Here is a 22,817-nt window from a genome sequence, read left to right as displayed (position 1 = left end):
AATCAACCACAATATTTCCGAAAACAAAAAAAACACTTCACAATGGAAGTGCTTTTCTATTAGCTGGAATTACAAGTTTATTTATAATCTTCGATGCTTTTGTTTATGGCATCTATTTGCTTATTAATGCTTGCTGCATTTTGTGGGTTTTGCTTCAATAATTCCATTTTTTTACTAAGACCATCTTTCAACATTTGAGAGATCATCATCTTAGCTTGAGGATTTTGAGCAACCTGACCTTTTGCCTGCCCCAACAATTTGGTAATGCTTTCTGTAGCTTTAAGATCATTTGAAGTCATGATCCAGTTGAAGCCGTCTTCTGCAGACTTTCCTAATTCCGGGTTCTGGAATTTAATAAATGGATAAAAAGCTGCAATAGGAGCAATATTAGCCATTTGAGAAGTTACTTTATTTTTGACCACAATAGGTAGCAACTGTGCCAATAAATCATCGGAAGCTCCTTTTAAATCAATCTTATCTGCTAATGTATTAACTTTAGAAGGATCAACAGTAACTAATGCTGATAGAGAGTTTCCTTTTACTGAGTTAGAAACAGCATTCACTCCTTTTTCAAAAATCGGAATATATTTCTTATCCTTTGTTTTTGCTAAAGCAGCAACAGCAGCACCCTGCACTAAAGTTTTTGGATCATTGGTTGCCAATTTTTCCACATCCGCAGCTAAAGCTTTTGATTGCTCAGGATTGGATAGATCCATTAATTCCAATGCTTTCATTCGTACCCTGAAGTAAGGATCTTTTAAAGCAGCAGACAATAACCTTGTTGCAGCCGGATTTTTACCAACCTGATCCTTAATTGCTTTCAATGCACTATATCTGCTCTTAAATTCTTTAGAGTTTGTGAATTGCATTAAATTCTGTTCAGGAGTTTTTGTCTCTGTAATCTCAGACACCAATACTCCATCAGCATTGATATTGATCAAATCAGGAGTTTTTGAAACATCAAAATTAAATGTATTCTTACCTTCAGCATTTACCCAGACATTATATCTTTTAGGTTTTCCGTTATCATATACATCAAGAGCCAATGGGAATTCAAATAGTTGATCCTGGGTTTGGTTGATCACCAAAGTAACCTGCTTTTTAACAGGTTCAAATGTATAAGAATAGTTCAACTTTGGATTTCCGCTACCAAAATACCACTGATTAAAAAACCAGTTCAAATCTTTTCCCGAAACTTTCTCAAAAGAAAGTCTTAGCTGATGTGCTTCCCCATTTTTATATTCATTGGTCTTCAGGTAATCATTCATTCCGGCAAAGAATGCATCATCCCCTAAATAATTTCTCAACATGTGAAGGATTCCACCACCTTTCTGATAGGTTACAAGGTCAAAAACATCTTCACGGGAATCATAATTAAATCGAACAAGATTTTTCTTAAAATCAGTAGGATTATGAATATACATATTCACATCGCTCATCTGATGATAATCTGCCTGATCTTTACCATATTTATATTCGTTCCATAAGTACTCTGAATAGTTGGCGAAAGATTCGTTTACTGTAAGATTACTCCAGCTTTCTGCTGTCACAAGATCTCCAAACCAATGGTGGAATAATTCGTGAGCAATAGTATCTTCCCATTTATTCTCATCAATCAGCTGTCCCGGTTTTTGTAAGATATCACTTCCATGAAGTGTTGCCGTAGTATTTTCCATAGCTCCACTTACATAATCCCTCCCGGAAATCTGCGCATATTTTGCCCAAGGGTAATCATAACCCATTTTCTTAGAGAAAAACTCGATCATCTCCGGAGTATTTCCGTAGATCTGTTTTGCATAAGGTTCATATTCCTTTTCTATGTAATAATCCACCGGAATATTTTTCCATTTGTCTTTTACGATAGCATAATCTCCAACTCCCATAAAAAACAGATAAGTAGAATGTCTTTTATCCATAACCCAGTGATCCGTTCTCTGTCCATTTGATTCTTTCTGTGAGTCTTTTAAAATTCCATTGGAAAGGGTAACATATTTATCAGGAACGGTCATATAAATTTCCTGAGTGGTTTTCTGATTGGGTTTATCAATTGTTGGGAACCAAGCTGAAGAAGACTCGGTTTCACCCTGAGTCCAGATCTGAATTGGTTTATCAGGATCTTTTCCCTGGGCATTAATAAAATACAACCCTTTTGCATCATTAATTGCTGCACTACCCTCTTGTTTTACTTCATTTGGGCGCGATGTATATTTAATATAAACCGTATAATCCTGATCCTTCTGGTATGTTTTATCTAAATTAATAGTTAAAACATCATCTTTATATTCATATTTTAAAGGAGATCTTTTACCGTTGTTATCTAAAGCCACTTCATGAATCAACATACTCTTAGCTTCCAGAACCAATTGATTTGTGGGATAAAAATAAGGTGAAGCAGTAAGCCACTCTTCACCACCCATCTGTTCTTTCTGATAATCAAAATTTACTTTAAGTTTGGTATGTTTTAGTTCCGTTACTTTAGTGTGTGTTGCTCTGTATACTTTTTCTCTTCCTGACGTTTCAGTTTGTGCTGATACATGAGCAGAAAAGAAAATTCCTAATAAAGCAATCGATAAAATGGCCTTTTTCATTATTTTTTAGAATTATTTTTAGTTATTATCTCGAAAATATCATTGACTAATGTTTCGTAATCCCCTTTTTTAAGCTGTTCTTTAGTTTTAGCAAAAGCTTTTTTAAGTTCACTTTCTGGGTTTTCTTCATCAATGATCTCTACTGAATCTACGCCCTTCAATTGAAGGATGGCATTTTGTAATAGTTCGAGGTCTATTTTTTGATCTGTATTTATTTTTAAATATTTCATTGTGTTATTCTTTTACAAATATAATTTTATTACCACCCTGCGAGAGTATAAATTCCTTTTTGGCTGGATTAAAATCAATGACAATTCCAGCTGTATCAAATTTAAAACTTGTTTTGGAAGTTGCTTCTAAAGGAAAAGCTCCTTGCCCTGTTGCCTGAGCCATTAATACTTTATCTTTAACAAAAATATTAATTTTCATAGGCATCTCTTTCGTGGCATAAGTTCCAATAAATTGCTGCAGTTCATTTTCAGGAACACTAATCACTGTGAAACTCGGAATTTCAAAATCTTTTCCATAGGCAGCACTCAAAGCTGCTGTAGAAATATTTTCATTTCCAAAATTACTTTGATTACTAATCATTGCAAAAGACTTCTCACCATCCGGAAAATATGATATTACCGAACTAAAATGATCGATTCCTCCATTATGTCCAAAACCCATTTTCCCTTCAAAAGGAACTTCAGTCAATCCAAAACCGTAATGTTCTTTAAAATTACGCATTTTTCCCAGACTTTCTTTTGAAATAAGCTTCCCTGAAACTAAACCATCCATGAAGGTGATTAGCTCGGAGGGGGTAGAAACTAAGTTTCCTGCACCAAGAGGGACAGACATATCTGTTTCAGGACTTTTCACGTAATTATTATTTTGATAAGTATATGAATTAGCCATATTTTTCGAAGGCTCTATTTTGCCACCTACTTTAGTATATTTTAATTGCAAGGGTGCGGTGATGTATTCTTCAATTAACTGAGTGTAAGATTTTTTATAAACTTTCTCTAAAATAAAGCCGAGTAAAGAATAATTTGAATTACTGTAACTAAATTTACTGCCCGGTTCAAAATCCGAACCTGCTTTCTGAATAATATCGATGAGTTTTTCCTGTGAAATGGGCTGCAGATAGTAGGTCATATACAGACCATCATCAGTGAAGTTATGAATTCCACTTCTGTGATCTAAAAGATATTCTATTTTGATCTTTTCGGCATTCTTTATTTGAGGAAAAAACTGACTTAGTCTGGTGTCGAGAGTGAGTTTTTTACTTTCTACTGCTTTCATAATCAAAACTGCTGTGAAAGTTTTCGTTATAGAGCCTATTCTGTAAATGGTATTGATATCAGCTCTTTTATTACTTTCAACATCGGAAAATCCAATCGTATTGGTGTAGATTACTTTTCCATGGTCTGCAATGGCAAAACTACCCATTACTCTATGCTCTTTGTCTAAAGTTTTAAAGTAGCTATCAAGTTTTTCTTTGTTAATATTTTGACCGAAATTTAAACTGAAAACTCCAATAGAAACACAAAAAAGTATTTTTTTCAACATACTAATGACATTTCATTAATAAGTAGTGAAAGAAAGGGACTTGTTACATATCTAAACCTTTATCTGGTCGGATATTCATCAGGAAAAATATCATTTGCTTCTAATTCTCTTCTGATTTCAATTTCATCACTGAAAAGGGTATCTTTTTTAATATAATTAAGAATAAATTCTTTGTTTGAGGGATTTCTGAAAGACAGCAGTTCTTTTAGATATATATCCTTTGAAATACCAACTAAAGTATCATTTTTAATGATTGAGATGAATTCCTTTTGCAAGGCATCAATATAGTCCCCTTTATGCCAATGACTTAGGTAAATAGCCGCAAAAATTTCATGATTTTTAAAAGCTAAAGTCTCAATTCTTTTTCGGTAATTTTTAGGATAATTTTTATATCTAAATACCTCTAGTAAAAGGCTTCTCGGCGAATTTGGATTAAAAATAATGATGCTATCAAGCTTTTTCAACAACTGATCAGATTGCCCGTTCTTCCCGGGTATAGCATAAAGATATTTGCGATATAAAGGTTCTGCAGGATTCTGATCCCCAATTATACAACCATATTTTGTATGAACTTTAGTTTTTAGATTTAAGAAGTTCGAAAACACTTTGTCAATAAGCTCTGGTTTTCTTTCTAAAAGTCCCACTGAGGCATACACAGCTACAGTTATGTTTTTATTATTAATTAGTGATAATAGTTCGTCTTCCGAAGCCAGCTCAACTAATTTTTTAAAATTTTCAGCATTGGCAGGTTTTTCTGTTCCTTTCCCTATGTCCCCAGTTTGATAGGTATTGATTATTGAAATATGTTTAACGATATCTCTCAAATGCTGGGGCACTCGCAATGTATCAAAAACAGCATCTTTAGAATTATCCCAATTTTCTATTAAAAGTTCAGAATAAACCGGATCTTTCTCTTTTTTACAACTAAAAAGAAAAATCACAGAAATTAGGATAATGGAAATTTTAGAGAAAGTCATTAAATCGCAACAGGCGCTTTAATTCCCGGATGTGGGTCGTAATTTTCCAACGTAAAATCTTCAAAATTAAAATCGAATATATTCTTAATTTCTGGATTCAATTTCATTGTAGGAAGTGGTTTTGGATCTCTTGAAAGTTGTCTGTTTACCTGTTCAAAATGGTTATTGTAAATATGAACATCACCAAAACTGTGAACATAATCTCCCACTTCGAGATCACAAACCTGCGCTACCATCATCAATAATAAAGCATAGCTAGCAATATTAAAAGGAACTCCAAGGAAAACATCAGCGCTTCTTTGATAAAGTTGTAAAGATAACTTTCCGTCTGCTACATAAAACTGAAATAATGCATGACAAGGTGCTAAAGCCATATTTGGAATTTCTGCTACATTCCATGCAGAAACGATCAGCCTTCTGGAATCCGGATTTTTTTTGATCTGATCAATTACCTCTGAAATCTGGTCCACTATCTTATTATCTGCTCCACTCCAGCTTCTCCATTGTGCTCCGTAAACGGGACCTAAATCTCCATTTTCATTGGCCCATTCATCCCAGATGCTTACCCCATGATCATTTAAATATTGAACATTAGTATCTCCTTTTAAGAACCATAGTAATTCATAAATTATAGATTTCAAATGCACCTTCTTGGTTGTTACCAAGGGAAAACCTTTTGATAAATCATATCTCAGCTGATATCCGAAAACACTTCTTGTTCCGGTTCCTGTTCGATCTGTTTTGTCTGTTCCATTATCCAGGATATGCTGTAAAAGGTCTAAGTAATTTTGCATTTTGAAACTGTTTTATGGTTCAAATTTAGAAAAATATGAGAGAAAATCTATTATCATATATCATAAAAAAAAGTTCAATATCGTGAATGCTTTGTTATCAATTACTTGATCATATTTTATTAAAATATGATTATGATATATGATTCTCTTGTCATTCAATGACAAGGGAAGAAATACAGAAGTTTATCGTTAAAATTTCATCATTTACCAGATATTTTCAATAGTTTGATCAATATTATTAATATCAAACTTCTCTGCTATTTTCTTGCCAAACATTGCTTTTACCAGCGGAGATTCTACAGAAACGGTCATTATTTTCTGATTTTCAGATACAATTTCTCCAACAGGTACGGAAATATAAAACAATCCTTTATCGGTCTTCACTAATGCTCCGTTCTGTACTTTGGAAGATTCATCTGAACTTATTTTCTGAAGAATAGTCTGCTGATTTAAAGATTCATTAAGCTGTCTTTGAAGATTATTGATTTCCTGCTGAACCATTTCACGACTGGTTTCATACTTGTCCCCCATTGAACTCTTGGTTTCATTATTTGAGGCCCGGGTTTCAGCAATTAGGGTTTCAAACTTTTGAATTCTCTCTGAGAGTTTTGTTTTTATAATATTTAATATTTCTTTCTTATTCATTTTACAATTAACTAGATCCTGTATTTACTTGATGTAAAAAGCAGGCCGGAGCCCGCTTCTATTGGTATTATAAACTTAAATATAATCAATCTTTTTTATATTTTAAGCCAGAATTTCAATGGCTTAAAATTTCATTTTTCAAACACTTTGTAATCAGAAACTTTAAAATTAAAATCTTTACCTGTATTAAAGTCCATTTTTGTTCCATCAAATACATTTCTAAATGTTCCTGACAGGTTTTCATCCTGAATACTGAAATTTACATCTTCTTTTGACATGTTTAAAATAACTAAAACCTCATCTTTATCATTCTTCCTGATATAGGCTAAAATTTTATCATTAGCAGTTGTATTCAGAAGATAGGTTATAACGTTTGCATCCCCACCTCTTAAGGCCGAATTTGAAGATTTCAACTCCAATAATGTCCTGTAAAAATCTGCAACCTGATAATTGTTTGTCCATTCTATAGCATCCTTTTCGAAAAACTCCAATCGTTTCATATTAGGCAGCTCCTGTCCGGAATACAATAAAGGAATACCATTCCATGTTGCTGAGAAAACAGCCATTGGTTTGGTGATGACTCCGTACTTTTCGTACTCTGTTCCATTCCATGAATTCTCATCATGATTGCTGGTAAACCATGCCCGCATTGAAGAGTCTCCAATATTAGAATATTTAATCAGCAAGTCTTTTAAATCCTGTAATGGAAGATCCTTCTTATAATAGTCTTCAGATGTGTGCATCCATTTCCATGAATAACTCGCATCGAAAACCTTTCCATATTCGGGACTTTCCAATTCATCAAACTCGCCTAACCAGAAAAGCGGTTTGATGGTCTCCACTTCAGGACGTGCCTGCACCCAGAAATCAACTTCAACCCACGAAGCAAGATCACATCTGAAACCGTCGATATTTGTTTCTTTAACCCAAAATTTCATTGCATCAATCATTGCTTTTCGCATCTCTTGATTTTTATAGTCAAGTTCAATGATATCATCCATTCCTGAAGCAATGTGAAACTTTCCATCAGGATCTTTTAAATAAAATTCAGGATGTGTTTTTGTCCAGATATGGTCCCACCCTGTATGATTGGCAACCCAATCGATGATCACCTTAAACCCTAATCGATGTGCCTCATTCACCATATGATTGAAATCATTGATTGTACCGAACTCCGAATTAATAGAAGTGTAATCTGCAGCTGCATAAGGACTTCCTAAGCTTCCTTTTTTATTTTGCTGGGCAATTGGAGTAATAGGCATAAACCAGAGTACCTTCACTCCCATTGATTTTAGGCGCGGCATTTCTTTTTCAAATGCTTTAAAAGTTCCTTCCTTAGTGTATTGTCTTATATTGACTTCATAAATATTAGTAGAATGCTTCCAATCTCTGGGTAAATCCATTGTCTTATTTGTATTTTGTATAGCACAGGAAACAATTCCTAAGCCAATAATTGCTAATAAAATTATTTTTTTCATTAATCCCGTTTTAACAAAAATAGGAATTGTTCGGATGATTAATATAAAAAGCAGAAAAGCAAATTTATTGTTCTATCTTTTGTTTAGGTTCAAGCATAAAAAAGTCCCGGATATAAATCCAGGACTGTATATTTTTAATAGTGTATAAATCTTATACTTCTTCATTATCATCTTCCTCATCGAAGACATCATCGTTATAGTCTTCTTCTTCCTCATCATCAAAGTTGTCATCTTCATCAGCAAAGCTATCACCACTTCCAAAATCATCGTCAAAATTGAATTCGTCGTCCATCAGAGGCATAGCCGATTTCTTTTTAGATGCACCCCCATTTCCACTTTTACTTGGTGCTTTTAAAGGAACATTTCCAAATCGGTATACTGTAATTGGATAATTAACTCCTTTTGTTTCTTCAATTACTTCAACAAGCTCACAGAAGAATTCCCAAAGATCCAGAAGTCCATATTGGAATTGAGCTTTATCCCCTTCTTTTGCAAAAGCCTCATCAATATATACATCTGACATAATTTCGCCATCACCATCATCACTCATATCCTCTAGTGGAACACTTTTTACTATCGTACCATCTTCTTCCAGTAAATTAAAAGTTGAAAGCTCATCTCCTTGCAAGCTGAACGCACTCTTAATTCCTAGATGTAAATTCCATAGTGTCTGTTTTCCCTTTACTTCGATATCACGGAAAATATCTTCTTTCGCATCTAATATTACGCGGATTTTGTAAACCATATCAGTCTTTAAATTACTTTTTGCCTTTATTTATTATGATAAATTTCTGTTGCAAATATATAATAAATGACATGTCACAAAAAAATATTTCAAGATTTTTTAAAATATTTTTTTTCCTTACATTTTGCCAGGATTATTTGCTTTTTTCAAGCATAAAACTGAATTTTGTCCCTTCAAGGTACACACTTTCAACTGTAATATTTTCTTTATGGGCTTCAAGAATATGCTTTACAATGGCCAAACCTAAGCCAGAGCCACCTTCTCTTCGGCTTCTACTTGTCTCTACGCGATAAAATCTCTCGAAAATTCTTGGTAAGATTTCCGATTTTATCCCCATCCCATTATCAATAACCTCGATTAAGACTTTGTTCTTCAGGACACTTGTTTTTACAACAACCTTTGCCTCCTGTCTGTTAGCATAATGAATAGCATTGGAAACCAGATTGATAAAAACCTGAGACATCTTTTGCTTATCTGCTTCTACAAAAATCTGTGGATGCAGGGTTTGAATCTGTAATGTTGTATTATGTTTTTCAGCTTCAAGATCCAGAAGGTCAAAAATTTCTTTTATCAAAAGATTCACATCAAATCTTGAAACTGTAAGATTAATTTCTCCTGCTTCAAGTCTGTTAATCATATCCAGATCGGTGACAATAGCAATCAGTCTTTCAACAGAAATATCTATTCTTTCCAGATACTTATCCCGGATGGTTAAATTATCTACCCCACCATCTCTTAGGGTTTCCACATATCCCTGAATGGAAAACAATGGCGTTTTGAGCTCATGAGAAACATTTCCAATATATTCTTTACGATAGCTTTCCATTTCCTTCATCATATCGATCTCAGAAACTTTCTGCTGATTAAGATCAGAAAACCTTTCTCCTAATTCTTTAATGGTAATATTTTCATCATTGTTATTTACAATCTCCTGTGGTAAAAGCTGTGAAAGCCCACGAACCTGCTTTTTACCGTAGTAATTAAACAGCAATTCAAGGACTAAATAATTAACAATAAAGATAATAACGAGACAAAGGATAAGTCCTATTTTGAAAAAAGGAGTTTTATAATAAATATCTTTCAGTGAATCAAAAATGATCACCAATAAGAACATCACCAATGTTATTAAACATGATGCGACAAGAGTGAGCCTGTAAAATTTCAATTTTACAATTTTTATGGGTTAGTAGGGTAAAGGTAGGATATTTCGTTATTAAACGATCAACTTATATCCTATTCCTTTTAGAGTCTGAATGGTATTAATTCCTAATTTCTCTCTCAATCTTCTGATATGAACATCGATCGTTCTTTCACCAACGATAACATCATTACCCCAAACTTTCTCTAGAATTTCTTCTCTTTTGAAAACTTTTTCAGTGTTAGATGCTAAAAGATAAAGCAGATCAAATTCTTTTTTTGGAAGTAAAAACTGCTGCCCAGCTTTAGAAACTCTGAAATTATCTTTATCAATAATTAAGTCTCCGATTTCAATTAATTTAGCATTGTCAGAAACCTGAGATGTTAATTGTAATAGGGCGTTTACTTTAGAAATAAGAATTTTTGGTTTGATCAGTTTTACGATGTAATCATTTGCTCCTGCCTGAAAACCGGCTAATTGAGAAAATTCTTCACTTCTTGCAGAAAGAAAAACAATTAATGATTTTTGAAGTTCTTTAACTTTGCGAAGTTCCTGGCAAGTTTCGATACCATCTTTTTCTGGCATCATCACATCCAGTAATATAAGGTCCGGAATAATTTCTTTAGCTTTTTCTATTCCTTCGTTACCATTGGTAGCGGTATAAATATCGTAGCCTTCCTTTTCCAGGTTATAAGACAGAATCTCTAAAATATCCAGTTCATCGTCTATTAAGAGTATTTTCTTTTGGTTCATTTTCAATTTTTACGAGTCAAAGTTAATAATTTTTATACCACAGATGAACAAATCATCTATCGTTCATATAAAGTTAACAATTATATCGTTTTGTTAATGTTTAGTTAAGAAAAAATTAAATTAAACTAAACCATTAAGACCGATTAACTTTTATTTCTTTGCAGCGAAAGAATATAGTAAAATAAAATGAATTTTAAGAAAGTTAGTATAGCGGTTATATTTTTAACCGCCTCATCGACTGCATTTTATGCTCAAGATACCAGGCAAGATACCATCAAGAAAGAGAAAAAGATCGAAGGTGTTGTCATCCAGGGTAGTAGCAATAAAAAAACTGAAACTGCTGTATTAGGAGAACAGAAAAAGGCAATTATCCAGAAACAAGCTGTAAGCGCCGAGGAAATTTCCAGAAAAGGAATCTCTAACGTAGAACAAGGTCTTACGAAAGTAACCGGAATCACTACAGTTGAAGGAAGAGGACTTTTCGTAAGAGGTCTTGAAGAAAGATACAACTATCTATTAATAAACGGACTAGGATCTCCTTCCAACAACCCATTCCAAAAAATCATTGCATTAAAGCAATTCCCAACCGATGTTGTAGGTAAATTAAATATCTACAAAACATTCAACTCTAACCTTTACGGTGATTTCGCCGGAGCCACTTTTGATATTGAAACCTTAACGATTGATAAGTCATTTTCAAAAATTGAATTTAGTGTTGGTGTAAATACATTAAGTACATTCAGAGATAACTTTAAGGTATCTGAAGGCGCAGAAGGTTTTGAAGGTTATTTAGGCTTGAATTCCAGAAATAGAAGACTTCCTAGTCAGGTTAGAAATTTCAGACCTAACACTTATGCCTTTTCAAAAGATGAATCATTAAATTCTTTTAAAGATTCATGGAATGTTGATAACATCAAATCTTTACCTAACACAAGTATAGGATTTACAACTGTTCAAAAAGTAAAGGCTGGCGAAACTGGAAATATAGGAATTTTATTCTCTTTAAATCAAGGTTCAAAATATTCATATAGAGAAGGGGATAATAATCAATTTAGAGATAACGGACAAATTATAGAGTTAAGTAACTCTTTATGGAAAAAGAGTTATGTACATGAACTTGAATCCTCAGTTTTACTTGGAGCTGCGTATAAAAATAAAGGGACTAATATTAATTTAAATGCAATCTATCTTCAAAATTCAGCCAATATCATCGAAGATTTTACAGGTTACAAAAATTTTAGCGTACAAGACATACGTTTTTTTAGAACCAATCAACAGGATATATCAAGATTCTTAAATTTACAATTAACTGCTTCTCAAAAAATTGGTGAACGTCATTTATTTAAAGTTGGTGGAAGTTATGTACTTAATAATTATAGCCAACCAGATAGAAAAATATTTGAACTTAGTGATCCTGAAGACCATAGTCATGCTGCATTTTCTTATGGTGCTAATAACCTTATCAGACAATATTTAGATGTTGATGGTAAGTTTTATGGGTCAGCATTTGGAGAATATTCAGTCTTACTTGGTAATAAGGGTGAGCGAAAAGATTATCCTATGCAATTATCAGTTGGATATAATGGATTTTCTGATATCAGAAAAAACTCGTATCGATTTATTTTTGGAGAACCTAAAGGTATAAATAATCCTGTTTTTATTAATATTGACCAGCTGCAATCTACTTTAGATAACTCAATTCAAAATGACAAGTTATATTATAAAGAAGGAAGTAATCCCAATGCATACTTATCTAATATCTACCAATTTGTAAATGCAGGTTATGCTAATTTTGACTATAAGCCAAATGATAGTTGGGATATCTTGATAGGTGGAAGGGCTGAAAATGACATGAGAATCATTAGATATTCAGATGGGCAAAAAAGCAGAAATATAACATCGAATAAAACTTATATTTTACCCTCAATTTCAATTAAAAAAGCACTAGATAATAAAAATAATTTAAGACTTTCATTAAGCAAAACAATTACACGTCCAATACTTATTGAAACCATGCCAATTGAGTATATAAATCCAGATAACTCTTCTGTTCGTGGTAATGAATTTATCCAAAATAGCGAAAACTATAATATAGACCTTAAGTGGGAATACTTTCCAACCAGTAAAGAAATGTTTGCTGTGAATCTATTTGCAAAAAGAATCGATAAAGCTATTGAAAGATCTATTTCACCGTCGGGAAATGCCAGTGGTCTTGTTACTACCTTTTATAATTCCAAAAAAGCAAATCTTGCAGGTGTAGAATTAGAAGGCATTCTAAGTTTAGGAAGAATTTCAGATGCGCTGGACAAGTTTACGTTTGGAGTTAATGCAACGTTTATGTATTCAGATGTCACAAGAGGCAACGAGCAGCTAAATACTGAAAGACCAGGTATTGTTGGCTTTAACGATGATAATCTTCATAAAAGAGGACTACAAGGGGCTGCTCCATATACAATCAATGGAGACTTAAAATATGAATATAAAAATTCTAAAAACCTTAGCAGTACACTTTCTCTAGTCTATAATGTTTCTGGATCAAAGGTTTATGCTGTTGGGGGATCTGGAACAGACAATTATTATGAAAGACCATTTCATCAATTAGACTTTGTTTATCAAAATCAAATTGATAAAAACTGGAATGTAAAATTCAGAATTCAAAATATTCTAAACAGTAAATATCGTGTTGAATTAGGTGATAATAATTATTATCCAGTAAAAACTAATGATAATTATGCTCTAAACAGTTATTTCAACGGAGTCAATTTTAATTTCACAGTTGGCTATACATTTTAAAAAATTATAAAAATTAAATCTTACTATAAAATGAAAAAGAATCTTTTAACTTTATTTTCCTTAGCTCTGGTATTGAGTGCAACATTGTCTTCATGTACTATTGATATTAATGACGGAGACAATGGTAATGGAACAGTAAATACCCCAGGTACGACTGAAAGTGTACTTAGCGGCAGTGGAACACTTTCCGGAACAATTACAAAAGATATATTAATTAAGAAAGGAAATTACACACTAGATGGTATTGTAAAAATAACTAATGGTGCTACTATTACAATTGAAGCTGGTGCCACTTTTAATGTAGTAACAACAAAATCAAGTAGTTTAGTGATATTGCAAGATGGAAAAATAAATGCTGTTGGAACCGCAGCTGAACCAATCGTATTTACAACTACAACAAAAACACCAGGAGATTGGGGTGGAATTACACTGTATGGAAATGCTCCGATCAAAGCTGTTAATGGATTATCCCAAGCTTTATCTGAAGACGGAAATAGTGTATACTATGGTGGAAATGATGCAAATCATAATTCTGGGACAATGAAATTTGTTCGAGTTGAATATGGTGGTAAGAAAATTAACGATGGTACGTCTGAGACTAACTCTATGACATTTTATGCTGTGGGTGCTGGAACAACTCTAGAAAACCTTGTTTCTTATAAAGGAACTGATGATGGTTATGAGTTCTTTGGAGGTACAGTAAGTGCTAAGAATATCGTTTCTTATGGTAACTACGATGACTCTTTTGACTGGCAAGATGCTTGGAGTGGACAAAACAATACAAACTGGTATGCGTTTCAGACAGGAACAGGAAACTTTGGAATGGAAATAGAAGCTTCTGCAAATGTTGACAATACTGCGCCAAAAATCTCTAACATTACATTGATTAGGGATACAAATACTAATCCAGAAGTTGCTGGTTCAGTAGAGATATCTGCAATCCAGTTTAAGAGACAAGGAACAGGTATTTTCTCTAACGTATACATCAGCGGATACAAAAATATGGGTGGTAAGAGTGCTTACTCAGTTCTTATTCAAGATGCTGCAACTGAAACAAACCAAGTAAACAATGGTAAGGTAGTAGTTTCCCCACTTACATATTTAAACTCTGACAACGCTGGAGTTTGGGGGTACGCATATACTCCAAACGGAGCTAAGACTTTCACTAACTCTACAACGGTTACAAAAGTATCTTTAGTTGCAGGAGCTTGGGCTACTGTAGATGGTGTTAACCTTTTAGCTGGATTACAATAATTAAGTAATTAGTTTCTCATATCAAATTGAAAGAAGCCATCAGAAAATAATTTTCTGATGGCTTTTTCTTTTATTAATATTCATACTTATTAAGAAGTATGATTCTCCTTATTTTATGTCTAAGTACCTGAGTAAAGTTTCTGTTATTCTTAGTTTCAGTTAAAATTTTCGCAATATTTTCATTTAAATAATTCATTTCAAGAATAAAATCAACAAATAGATTTAACCAATAACTTTGCTTATTCTCCACCATATCTTTTAATATTAATTCTATAGGAAAAATATCTGAAAGTAAAACATGATATTTCTTAGTTAGCATTCTCAATTGCTCACTTACCGCTTCTATATTTTCAAATACTATATAGAATGGATAGCCATAAAATGAATTAACACTAATATTCTGTACCTTTTCTTTATAAACAACCTTCCAGCTATCACCAAGAAAATAACAGTTGTATTGTAGTTTGGGTAAGTAAATTATTTTCTCTTCCACCAGAATAATCTCGTATATTTTTATCACACAAAAGGTATTGAATAATATTCAATACCTCTCTATTTTGGATGATCTTTGCTTTTTTATTAATATAGTTTCGTCATATTTTATCGTATAAATTAAGTCGTAAGAAAATCCTTAGGAATCACATTTTTTAATTCCTTTGCTTTTAGCAATCTGTTTTGTCCGTAATGTTCTATGGTAATTACTTTCTTTAAGTCGCTTTTAGCAATTTTTGGTTCTAATAGTAATGAGTAGAATCTTGCTATATCCACTCTTAGACCCTCTGTTTCTATGGTATACTGTTCTTGACCAGATTTAAGGCATTCATCAAATAATGACAGCAGCTGATAAAGGTTAACCATCTCTTCCTCAGAAAGAAGCGCTTTTTTGGAAAATAATTTAAACTTACTTTTACTGTTCTCAGCCTGTGCAGTTGAATGATTAAAATTCCCATCAGGAACATTAAGCTTTATCTTTAGATAGCTAATCATCTGTTCAGGGGATATTCTATCCTGATAGTAATCCTGAAGTTCTTTTAAAGAGGTCCATCTGCTTCTATCCAGTGACAAATCCACCTGTCTCAAAAAAGCATAAAAGAAAAGAATTTGTTTGTAATCTACTTCTAAATAGTTCATGATATATAATTATTTATTAGCCTCTCCAAAATTTTGGAAGGTGAAACAATAGTTTTTCATAAAAAATTTTTGTGCGATAGTGTTTAATATTTTCCACAGCATCACTGCTCTGAAATAACTGTGCGAATTTATTTTATTCTTAAATAATAAACGCATTTTATTACGTAAAATTAATATTAAAATTATATTAACCAAATTTCATTCAACATAAAATAGAAAACACCTTCGGAAATTAATTCCCAAAGGTGCTTGATTACAAAAACAAGTATTAAAAAATATATTAATCCTCTTTCCAGAGTAAATTTCCCTGAGCCATAAATCCTTTTACTTCAGATATTCTTGCAACAGCTTCTGCAGAGCAGCTTGCGTCTACGAAAACCACATCAGCTTCATCATCTCCTTTAGGCCACTGTTGAGTTCCTTTTTCATCTAATGGGAGAATATTTTGGGTAGCAAACTCTAAAGTACGTGAAAGCTCTAATTCTGTTTCATAACCATAGAGCTCAGCAATTAAATTGGCTTTCTGCAGCATATTTCCTGATCCGAAAGTACTCCAGTAATCCTGTACGTTGTCATTACCTATTAAAACATTGACTCCATATTCTTTCAATGTTGGAATTGGCATAATTGTTCCCCTGAATGGAACGGAAGAAGCTATTCCAACTTCAGCCATTGCCAATCTTTCTGCAATGTGTTCTGTTTCCTTTAATGAAAGATGCCCTAGAGCAAAAGCATGGCTGACAAAAGTCTTTCTTTTAAGTTGTGGATTCTCAATCACCTTATCAATTAGATAATTGATTGTTTTGATTCCTGACTCGCCGACTTCGTGTAAATGAATATCAATTCCTTTTTGATTATCCAAAGCCAATTGAACGGTAAAATCAATCACCTTTTCAATACTTCCATCGATACTATATGGGTCTAAGCCTCCAATAAAATCAACAGTTTTTAATGCTGCGGCTTCTTTCATCAGAGGAGCCGAATCCGTATAATACAATCCATGTTGTGGAAAAGCAACCAATTCAGCTTTGAAGAAATCTTTTTTATGCTCTAAAGCTTTTTCTAAATTTTCTAAAGACTTTAATCCAGAAGTAGGATCAATATTGAAATGGGTTCTTGCAAAACTTGTCCCATAACCTTGTAGCAAAGAAATCAATTGTTCTGCACGTTCAACAGAGGTCTTTAAAAGTTCAGGGATAATCTCCTGCTCATAAGTAATCATGTCTTTTACCGTTTTTCTTTTCGGTGAAAGCGCTTGCCAGGGCAGTCCATATAAAGTCTTATCTAAATGCACGTGCATGTCTTTGAATGCAGGAAGCATCAAAAACTCTTTTGCATCAATCCCCTTTGAATGTACATCATTAGGTCTGACAGCCTTTATTCTTCCGGCTTCAATTTCAATACAAAAGAGAGCTGTTTTTGTTCTGACAACCTCTTTATCATCATATTCAAAGCCTGTTTCCAGACGTACATTTTTTAATGTATAACTTCCTGTACCGATAGATTGATATTCTGACTTCATACTCATGATTTTACACCACAAAGTTACATCCGTCATATCTAAACCAGGTGTACCAATTATATCAACATTTGTATCAATTATTATTCTTTAAATTGAGAAGGAGTCATTCCTGTCTGGGCTTTAAAAAATTTGGAAAAACTGGCGTGATCATAGAAACCAAGATCATAGACAATATCTTTTACCGACATTTCTGAAACCTTCAGCAGCCTTTTTGCTTCAAGTAAGATCCGATCCTGGATAAGAGAAGAAGCTGAAGCATTCAAGTTTTTCTTGCAGACAATATTTAAATAATTTGCAGAAATACTCAACTTTTCAGCATAAAAAGAAACAGAACGCTCTTCTTTAAAATGTTTATCGATTAAATGTAAAAATTTGGAGATAATGGGATTTGAATTAAAGATTTCAAAATCATTAAAAGTCCCTTCAACGGATTTACTTATGAGCAATCCGATCACTTCACTTCTTTTTTGTATCAATTCCCAGAATGCCACTTTTTCATTTAAAATACTCTGAATGCCTTTAAACTCATACAAAAGCAATTGATATATTTCCTTTGAAATAGTAATAACAGGATGATTGTGGTAGTAAGAAGCAGAAAACCTTAAGGCAGGTAAGAAACTTTCAAACCATTCACGACTTATCATTAACTGATATCCTATTGTTTCTTTCTCTATGATCCAATGATGAACCTGGCCTGGAAAAACCAGGTGAACCTGATTGTTTTCAACTTTATATTCTTTAAAATCAATCGTATGAAAGCCTCTGCCCTGTTCAAAAAGATTAATGATAAAAAAATCATGCTTATGAGGTTTATCAATTGATCTTTCCCCATGAAGCTCATTAAACACCAGATTACAACCCTTCGACTGATCTTCACTAAATTCATGAATACCTAAAACAGGAAAATAATCTGATCCGTGACTCATTCTACTCTTAATTTACTTTCTAAAATAAGTAAATTTTATGAGAGTGAATAACAGACTTTACTAAAAGACTACATTTCCCTGATGAATTAGAGATTCTACATGTGAAATCCTTGAAACAGCCTCTGCGGAACAGCTGGCGTTAAGAAATACCAAATTAGCATCATCCCCTTTTTTAGGCCATTGCTGATTTCCTTTGTCATCTAAAGGAAGAATATTTCCCGTCGCCAGTTTCAAACTTCTTGATAATAAAAACTCTGTTGAATATCCATACAATTGCACCATCAGATTCGCTTTCTGCAAAACACTTCCCGTTCCGAAAGTATTCCAATGATCAACAATACTGTCATTACCTGTTAAAACCAATACATTATGCTTATATAGGGTGGGAATTGGCATAATAAGACTTCCGAAAGGAATAGTAGAAACAATTCCTATTTGAGCATTCGCCAATTTTTCAGCAACTTCCTCTTGTTTTGGTTTATCCAATTTTCCTAATACAAAACAATGACTTAAGTAGGTTTTCCCCTTAAGACTGGAATTTTCATTGACTTTATCAATTAAATACTCTACGGTTTTTAATCCTGATTCTCCTGATTCATGCAAATGAATGTCAATTCCTTTTTTATGGTCCAATGCCAACTGGACTGTAAAATCAATTGTTTTTTCAATGGCCCCATCAATCGTATATGGATCTAGCCCACCGATGTAGTCGATATCCATAGAAGCCGCCTCTTTTAGATAAGGTACTGAATCGGTATAAAAAACTCCATGTTGAGGAAAGGCAACCAATTCTGCTCCAAAAGTTTTCTTTTTATTTACTAAAGCCTTTTCAAGATTTTTTAATGAATCCAGTTTTGAAGTGGGCTCAACGTTAACATGGCTTCGTGCAAAGGAAGTACCCTTAGATTGCAGCAATTCTATCATTTTTTCAGCTTTAAAAGTTGAATTTTTCAACATTTCCGGAAGTATCTTTTGCTCCAACGCGATCATCCCCTTTACACCACCTGTTCTTTTTCTTACCGCCTGCCATTGGTCACCATAAAAAGTCTTATCCAAGTGAATATGCATATCCTTAAATGCAGGAAGCATCAAAAAGCCTTTGACATCAATTGCTTTACTATTAGGTTGATTCGGAGCTATTGCTATTATCTTTCCGTTTTCTATTTCAACGCAGAACAAATCAGTTTTCGTCGAGATCACCTCCCCTTCTTCATATTCAAAACCGGTTTCCAAACGTACATTTTTAAGGCTAAGCTTCCCTTTTGCTAAAGGAGAGATGTTTTCTGAAAATAAATTTGTAGCACTCATAGTACCTGAAGTTAAAGTTAATCCTGCCATTGCCAGAGCAGAACTTTTAATAAAGTCTTTGCGGGATATATTATTTGAAATGTTCATTCCGAGTCGATTTATTACAAAGTTAAGAACACCGCATCTAAAGAACGAGTATAGTTTATAACAGTTTCTGTATGATTTATGCTTTGGAATATTAATTGGTTTAATCGTGTACTAAACTGTTTCTTCAAATTTTCGATTTGCTAACTTCTAAGGAAAAAAACAATAGTCATTAATTAAGCAACATTAAAAATTTTCTTTAAAGTTCAAATATCAAAATCTATATTTAAAACAAACGGTTTTGATATTCCTATCTATTTTTCTCTTATTACCATTAGTAACAATTAAAGAAATTTCAGATTCCAGATTCTATTAATCAGAATTAATAAGTTTAAGTTTTTACTCATTACGATTTGCAACCTTCACTATCCTTTTACCAACGTTTTCTCCATTCAATACACCGACCAAAGCTTCCGGAAGCTTTTCAAACCCATCAATAATATCTTCTTGAACGATTATACTCCCAGATTTCACCCACTTCTCCAAATCTTGGATTGCCCTGTCTTGCTCATGCAAAAAATCAAACAATAAAAATCCCTTCATAATAAGGCTTTTCAATATAATCTGACCAGGAATTCCAATTGGCCCGACATCAAGTTTTTTTTGGTCATATTGAGATATGGCTCCACAGCAAACAATCCTCCCGTAATTAGCCATATTGGAAAGTACAGCATCTAATATGCTTCCTCCCACATTATCAAAATAGATATCAATTCCGTTCGGGCACGTCAAGCGCAGATTCTCCTCTATGTTTCCTTCCTTGTAATTCACCACCGAGTCGAACCCAAATTGCTCAACCAATATATTGCATTTTTCAACACCACCTGCTATTCCAACCACAGTACATCCTTTAATTTTTCCAATTTGCCCAACAATCGAGCCTACGGCACCGGCCGCTGCAGAGACTACTAATGTATCCCCAGGTTTAGGCAAACCGCACTGCAAAAGTCCAAAATAAGCTGTAAGTCCAGGAACTCCAAAAATACTCAGAAGATTCGTAAGCGGTTCTATCTCTGGTAAAGCAACCAATTTGTTTGCTGGAATAGTTAAATAAGTCTGCCAGCCTGTCTCAGCAATAATAAGGTCCCCCGGTTTCAGATGACCTACCTGTGACTCCATCACCTCAACTAGTGCCAATCCCGGCATCAATTCATTATCCCGAAGTATAGGCCTATAAGTGTCAGCCTGCATCCACGCACGGCTGGCAGCATCGATTGCTATGTATAGTGTCCGTCCCAATACCTCGCCAACTTTTGGCACGGGCAACATCGTTTTTTTGAAGTTAAAATTTGTTGTATTTAATTTTCCTTTAGGTAAACTGGTTAATACAATTTGGTTGTTCATTAAATTCATGACTTAAATATTAATTATTTGTATGACGTTTGATATCGAAATTCGACAATAGCACATAGTTAACAATGCCTACTAATTGCTAAAAGTATTGTTGACTCTTTACTATTTTCTGTATTGTAGACTTATCTATTCCTTGAACCTCTTTCTACATTCGGCTAAATGATTGTGGTGTAATTTTCAGGTATGATGCGATCATCTATTGGGGTACGTATAATGCTAAATCAGGATATCTTCTCACAAATTCAGTGTACTTTGTTTCACCATTCCATAATGTAGAAAATCATGGCCCTTTAATTTGTTGAGTAAAGCACTCTCGGTCATGCTTTTCAAAAAAAGATAAAGTGATAAAATTTGGAGGCTTACCTTTTCTATAGCTACTTTTTTGACGACGAATATTTTTGAATCTATGACTGCCTGTATAGCTTCGCCCATACGAATACCGTAATAATAACTCTCCAACTCTATTACAGACTGCCCAGAGCGAACAAAATATTTTGTAACATCTGAACCAGAGTTGTCATATCGAAAATTCGTAAAATTCCGCTATCTACAAAAGCTATTTCCGAAGAAATCTCTCCGCTCACTTTCATATATTCATTTGCTCTCAAAGTGCGTATGCTGAAGCAGACAGAAAGATTTCAATATCGTTTTCGGATAATATTTTTTCCATTATTTTAAAATTCCTTGTTCAAAAATACTTTTGGCACAAGATAAAACAGCTTCTTCTCCTGGTATAGGCTGCCACTGTAATTCATTCTTAGCCCTATCCACATTGACTCTTCTCTTCACGCCCAAATCAATAATAACAGGTCTTAAAGAAGAATCAAATTTAGAAAAAAGTTTCACAATGAAATTGGGTAGCTCTCTGGTTGGAATTTTTCTTTCCGGGTAAACTTTTTTAAGTATTTGTGCTATATCTTTCATCATCAGAAAACCTGACGATAAGAGATAACGGTTATTAGCCGCTGAGGTTACCTCCATTGCTTTAATTAAGGCATCTGCTACAGAACGTACATCAATGACTTCAAAACCAATTTGTGGTACAGCAGGCATACTTCCGTCCATCAGTTTGATTACAATATTAGCAGAAGTACCATAGTCTTTTTCCAATACAGGGCCAAGAATAGCTCCAGGCAAAACAGTAGACAATTCCATTTTTGACGGATACTTTTTCATAAATTCCCATGCAGCAGCTTCCGCAACAGTTTTGCTTTTGAAATAAGGAGAAAGGTCTTGTTTATAATTTATATCTGTCCAGATCGATTCATTCAGTACACTTTCAAGCTGTCTCTTTGTTTTTCCATATACTACTGCAGCCCCGGACGAGGTTAATACCACTCGTTTTACATTATTCTGAGATGAAGCCTTTAAAATATTTAATATTCCTTCTTTAGCAGGAAGGATTAAATCATCTTCGTGTTTAGGCAATTCTCTGGGAAATGGAGATGCAATATGTTGAACGTAATCCATACCTCTTGTAAGATCAGTCCATATATTGGCATCATTTAAATCTGCCTGAAAAAATGATAAATTGTCTACATAACGTGTGTGCTTTGCTATTACATCTTTAATTGATCCTGCTCTACTCAGACTTCTCAATGTACCTTTTACTTCGTATCCTTTTTCAAGAAGTTGGATTGTTGTATGTGATCCAAGGAAACCACTGATACCAGTTAATAAAACTTTTTTTGTATCCATCATTATATTATTTGATACAAAATTGAAGAATATCAGAACGATCACAATTACCATTTGTTAAAAAATGCAGCAATAT

19 protein-coding genes are annotated in these 22,817 nt (G+C 33.5%); 2 read left to right on the top strand and 17 right to left on the bottom strand.

Annotated elements, in window-relative coordinates; all coding sequences use genetic code 11:
• Nucleotides 1-77 precede the first annotated feature (77 nt).
• The 10 genes from NG806_RS21115 to NG806_RS21070 all read right to left on the bottom strand — a co-directional run bounded on the left by NG806_RS21115 (nucleotide 78) and on the right by NG806_RS21070 (nucleotide 10,672).
• Entirely contained in the window at nucleotides 78-2,588 is a 2,511-nt protein-coding gene (locus tag NG806_RS21115) for a M1 family metallopeptidase (RefSeq protein WP_261511246.1), read from the bottom strand.
• On the bottom strand, nucleotides 2,588-2,818 hold the full coding sequence (locus tag NG806_RS21110; RefSeq protein WP_214832222.1) for a hypothetical protein: 231 nt from the start codon (nucleotides 2,816-2,818) through the stop codon (nucleotides 2,588-2,590). The genes NG806_RS21115 and NG806_RS21110 overlap by 1 nt, the downstream gene beginning before the upstream one ends.
• Nucleotides 2,819-2,822: 4 nt before the next feature.
• The gene (locus NG806_RS21105; RefSeq protein ID WP_261511245.1) at nucleotides 2,823-4,142 is read right to left on the bottom strand and encodes a serine hydrolase domain-containing protein; all 1,320 of its coding nucleotides are present in this window, start codon (nucleotides 4,140-4,142) and stop codon (nucleotides 2,823-2,825) included.
• 59 nt (nucleotides 4,143-4,201) lie between these two features.
• A complete protein-coding gene (locus tag NG806_RS21100; RefSeq protein WP_261511244.1) occupies nucleotides 4,202-5,083 on the bottom strand; it encodes a hypothetical protein in 882 nt (293 codons plus the stop codon).
• A gap of 35 nt (nucleotides 5,084-5,118) precedes the next feature.
• Complete coding sequence (locus NG806_RS21095) at nucleotides 5,119-5,913, bottom strand: thymidylate synthase (protein ID WP_214832228.1); 795 nt, start codon at nucleotides 5,911-5,913, stop codon at nucleotides 5,119-5,121.
• Nucleotides 5,914-6,117: 204 nt separating this feature from the next.
• Nucleotides 6,118-6,558, bottom strand: coding sequence for a hypothetical protein (locus tag NG806_RS21090; protein WP_214832234.1), 441 nt, complete (start codon nucleotides 6,556-6,558; stop codon nucleotides 6,118-6,120).
• 131 nt (nucleotides 6,559-6,689) lie between these two features.
• Nucleotides 6,690-8,036, bottom strand: coding sequence for an alpha-amylase family glycosyl hydrolase (locus tag NG806_RS21085; RefSeq protein WP_261511243.1), 1,347 nt, complete (start codon nucleotides 8,034-8,036; stop codon nucleotides 6,690-6,692).
• A gap of 151 nt (nucleotides 8,037-8,187) precedes the next feature.
• Nucleotides 8,188-8,781, bottom strand: coding sequence for a plasmid pRiA4b ORF-3 family protein (locus NG806_RS21080; protein ID WP_214832244.1), 594 nt, complete (start codon nucleotides 8,779-8,781; stop codon nucleotides 8,188-8,190).
• Nucleotides 8,782-8,914: 133 nt separating this feature from the next.
• Nucleotides 8,915-9,946: a sensor histidine kinase gene (locus NG806_RS21075; RefSeq protein ID WP_214832246.1), complete on the bottom strand. Its 1,032-nt coding sequence runs from the start codon at nucleotides 9,944-9,946 to the stop codon at nucleotides 8,915-8,917.
• Nucleotides 9,947-9,994: 48 nt separating this feature from the next.
• On the bottom strand, nucleotides 9,995-10,672 hold the full coding sequence (locus NG806_RS21070) for a response regulator (RefSeq protein WP_214832248.1): 678 nt from the start codon (nucleotides 10,670-10,672) through the stop codon (nucleotides 9,995-9,997).
• Between the two features lie 186 nt (nucleotides 10,673-10,858).
• Here NG806_RS21070 and NG806_RS21065 point away from each other — a divergent pair, with 186 nt between their 5' ends.
• Nucleotides 10,859-13,465, top strand: coding sequence for a TonB-dependent receptor plug domain-containing protein (locus NG806_RS21065; protein WP_261511242.1), 2,607 nt, complete (start codon nucleotides 10,859-10,861; stop codon nucleotides 13,463-13,465).
• Nucleotides 13,466-13,495: 30 nt separating this feature from the next.
• The gene (locus tag NG806_RS21060; protein WP_261511241.1) at nucleotides 13,496-14,719 is read left to right on the top strand and encodes a hypothetical protein; all 1,224 of its coding nucleotides are present in this window, start codon (nucleotides 13,496-13,498) and stop codon (nucleotides 14,717-14,719) included.
• Nucleotides 14,720-14,792: 73 nt separating this feature from the next.
• On the opposite strand, the gene NG806_RS21055 is transcribed toward NG806_RS21060, so the two are convergent.
• The 7 genes from NG806_RS21055 to NG806_RS21025 all read right to left on the bottom strand — a co-directional run bounded on the left by NG806_RS21055 (nucleotide 14,793) and on the right by NG806_RS21025 (nucleotide 22,741).
• Nucleotides 14,793-15,239 (bottom strand): hypothetical protein, encoded by a 447-nt coding sequence (locus NG806_RS21055; RefSeq protein WP_261511240.1) that lies wholly within the window; start codon nucleotides 15,237-15,239, stop codon nucleotides 14,793-14,795.
• A gap of 92 nt (nucleotides 15,240-15,331) precedes the next feature.
• On the bottom strand, nucleotides 15,332-15,850 hold the full coding sequence (locus NG806_RS21050; RefSeq protein ID WP_214832259.1) for a hypothetical protein: 519 nt from the start codon (nucleotides 15,848-15,850) through the stop codon (nucleotides 15,332-15,334).
• A 280-nt stretch (nucleotides 15,851-16,130) separates the two neighbouring features.
• Nucleotides 16,131-17,372 carry an amidohydrolase gene (locus NG806_RS21045; RefSeq protein WP_261511239.1) on the bottom strand — a complete coding sequence of 414 codons (1,242 nt, stop codon included), beginning with the start codon at nucleotides 17,370-17,372 and terminating at the stop codon, nucleotides 16,131-16,133.
• An 80-nt stretch (nucleotides 17,373-17,452) separates the two neighbouring features.
• Nucleotides 17,453-18,298, bottom strand: coding sequence for an AraC family transcriptional regulator (locus tag NG806_RS21040; RefSeq protein ID WP_214832267.1), 846 nt, complete (start codon nucleotides 18,296-18,298; stop codon nucleotides 17,453-17,455).
• A gap of 60 nt (nucleotides 18,299-18,358) precedes the next feature.
• Nucleotides 18,359-19,693 (bottom strand): amidohydrolase, encoded by a 1,335-nt coding sequence (locus NG806_RS21035; protein WP_261511238.1) that lies wholly within the window; start codon nucleotides 19,691-19,693, stop codon nucleotides 18,359-18,361.
• Between the two features lie 336 nt (nucleotides 19,694-20,029).
• Nucleotides 20,030-21,043 (bottom strand): NADP-dependent oxidoreductase, encoded by a 1,014-nt coding sequence (locus NG806_RS21030; protein ID WP_261511237.1) that lies wholly within the window; start codon nucleotides 21,041-21,043, stop codon nucleotides 20,030-20,032.
• A gap of 669 nt (nucleotides 21,044-21,712) precedes the next feature.
• Nucleotides 21,713-22,741 carry an SDR family oxidoreductase gene (locus tag NG806_RS21025; protein ID WP_261511236.1) on the bottom strand — a complete coding sequence of 343 codons (1,029 nt, stop codon included), beginning with the start codon at nucleotides 22,739-22,741 and terminating at the stop codon, nucleotides 21,713-21,715.
• Between the last annotated feature and the right edge of the window lie 76 nt (nucleotides 22,742-22,817).

This window comes from Chryseobacterium paludis (assembly GCF_025403485.1).
Lineage (GTDB): Bacteria > Bacteroidota > Bacteroidia > Flavobacteriales > Weeksellaceae > Chryseobacterium > Chryseobacterium paludis.
Note: the sequence above shows the minus strand (reverse complement) of the source record. Positions and strands in the feature narration are given on the sequence as shown.

Coding starts and splice junctions, on each gene's coding strand:
- NG806_RS21095 (WP_214832228.1), bottom strand. CDS start 5,913: ATGCAAAATTACTTAGACCTTTTACAGCATATCCTGGATAATGGAACA.
- NG806_RS21045 (WP_261511239.1), bottom strand. CDS start 17,372: ATGAAGTCAGAATATCAATCTATCGGTACAGGAAGTTATACATTAAAA.
- NG806_RS21035 (WP_261511238.1), bottom strand. CDS start 19,693: ATGAACATTTCAAATAATATATCCCGCAAAGACTTTATTAAAAGTTCT.
- NG806_RS21115 (WP_261511246.1), bottom strand. CDS start 2,588: ATGAAAAAGGCCATTTTATCGATTGCTTTATTAGGAATTTTCTTTTCT.
- NG806_RS21025 (WP_261511236.1), bottom strand. CDS start 22,741: ATGGATACAAAAAAAGTTTTATTAACTGGTATCAGTGGTTTCCTTGGA.
- NG806_RS21105 (WP_261511245.1), bottom strand. CDS start 4,142: ATGTTGAAAAAAATACTTTTTTGTGTTTCTATTGGAGTTTTCAGTTTA.
- NG806_RS21085 (WP_261511243.1), bottom strand. CDS start 8,036: ATGAAAAAAATAATTTTATTAGCAATTATTGGCTTAGGAATTGTTTCC.
- NG806_RS21090 (WP_214832234.1), bottom strand. CDS start 6,558: ATGAATAAGAAAGAAATATTAAATATTATAAAAACAAAACTCTCAGAG.
- NG806_RS21050 (WP_214832259.1), bottom strand. CDS start 15,850: ATGAACTATTTAGAAGTAGATTACAAACAAATTCTTTTCTTTTATGCT.
- NG806_RS21065 (WP_261511242.1), top strand. CDS start 10,859: ATGAATTTTAAGAAAGTTAGTATAGCGGTTATATTTTTAACCGCCTCA.
- NG806_RS21040 (WP_214832267.1), bottom strand. CDS start 18,298: ATGAGTCACGGATCAGATTATTTTCCTGTTTTAGGTATTCATGAATTT.
- NG806_RS21030 (WP_261511237.1), bottom strand. CDS start 21,043: ATGAATTTAATGAACAACCAAATTGTATTAACCAGTTTACCTAAAGGA.
- NG806_RS21070 (WP_214832248.1), bottom strand. CDS start 10,672: ATGAACCAAAAGAAAATACTCTTAATAGACGATGAACTGGATATTTTA.
- NG806_RS21060 (WP_261511241.1), top strand. CDS start 13,496: ATGAAAAAGAATCTTTTAACTTTATTTTCCTTAGCTCTGGTATTGAGT.
- NG806_RS21110 (WP_214832222.1), bottom strand. CDS start 2,818: ATGAAATATTTAAAAATAAATACAGATCAAAAAATAGACCTCGAACTA.
- NG806_RS21080 (WP_214832244.1), bottom strand. CDS start 8,781: ATGGTTTACAAAATCCGCGTAATATTAGATGCGAAAGAAGATATTTTC.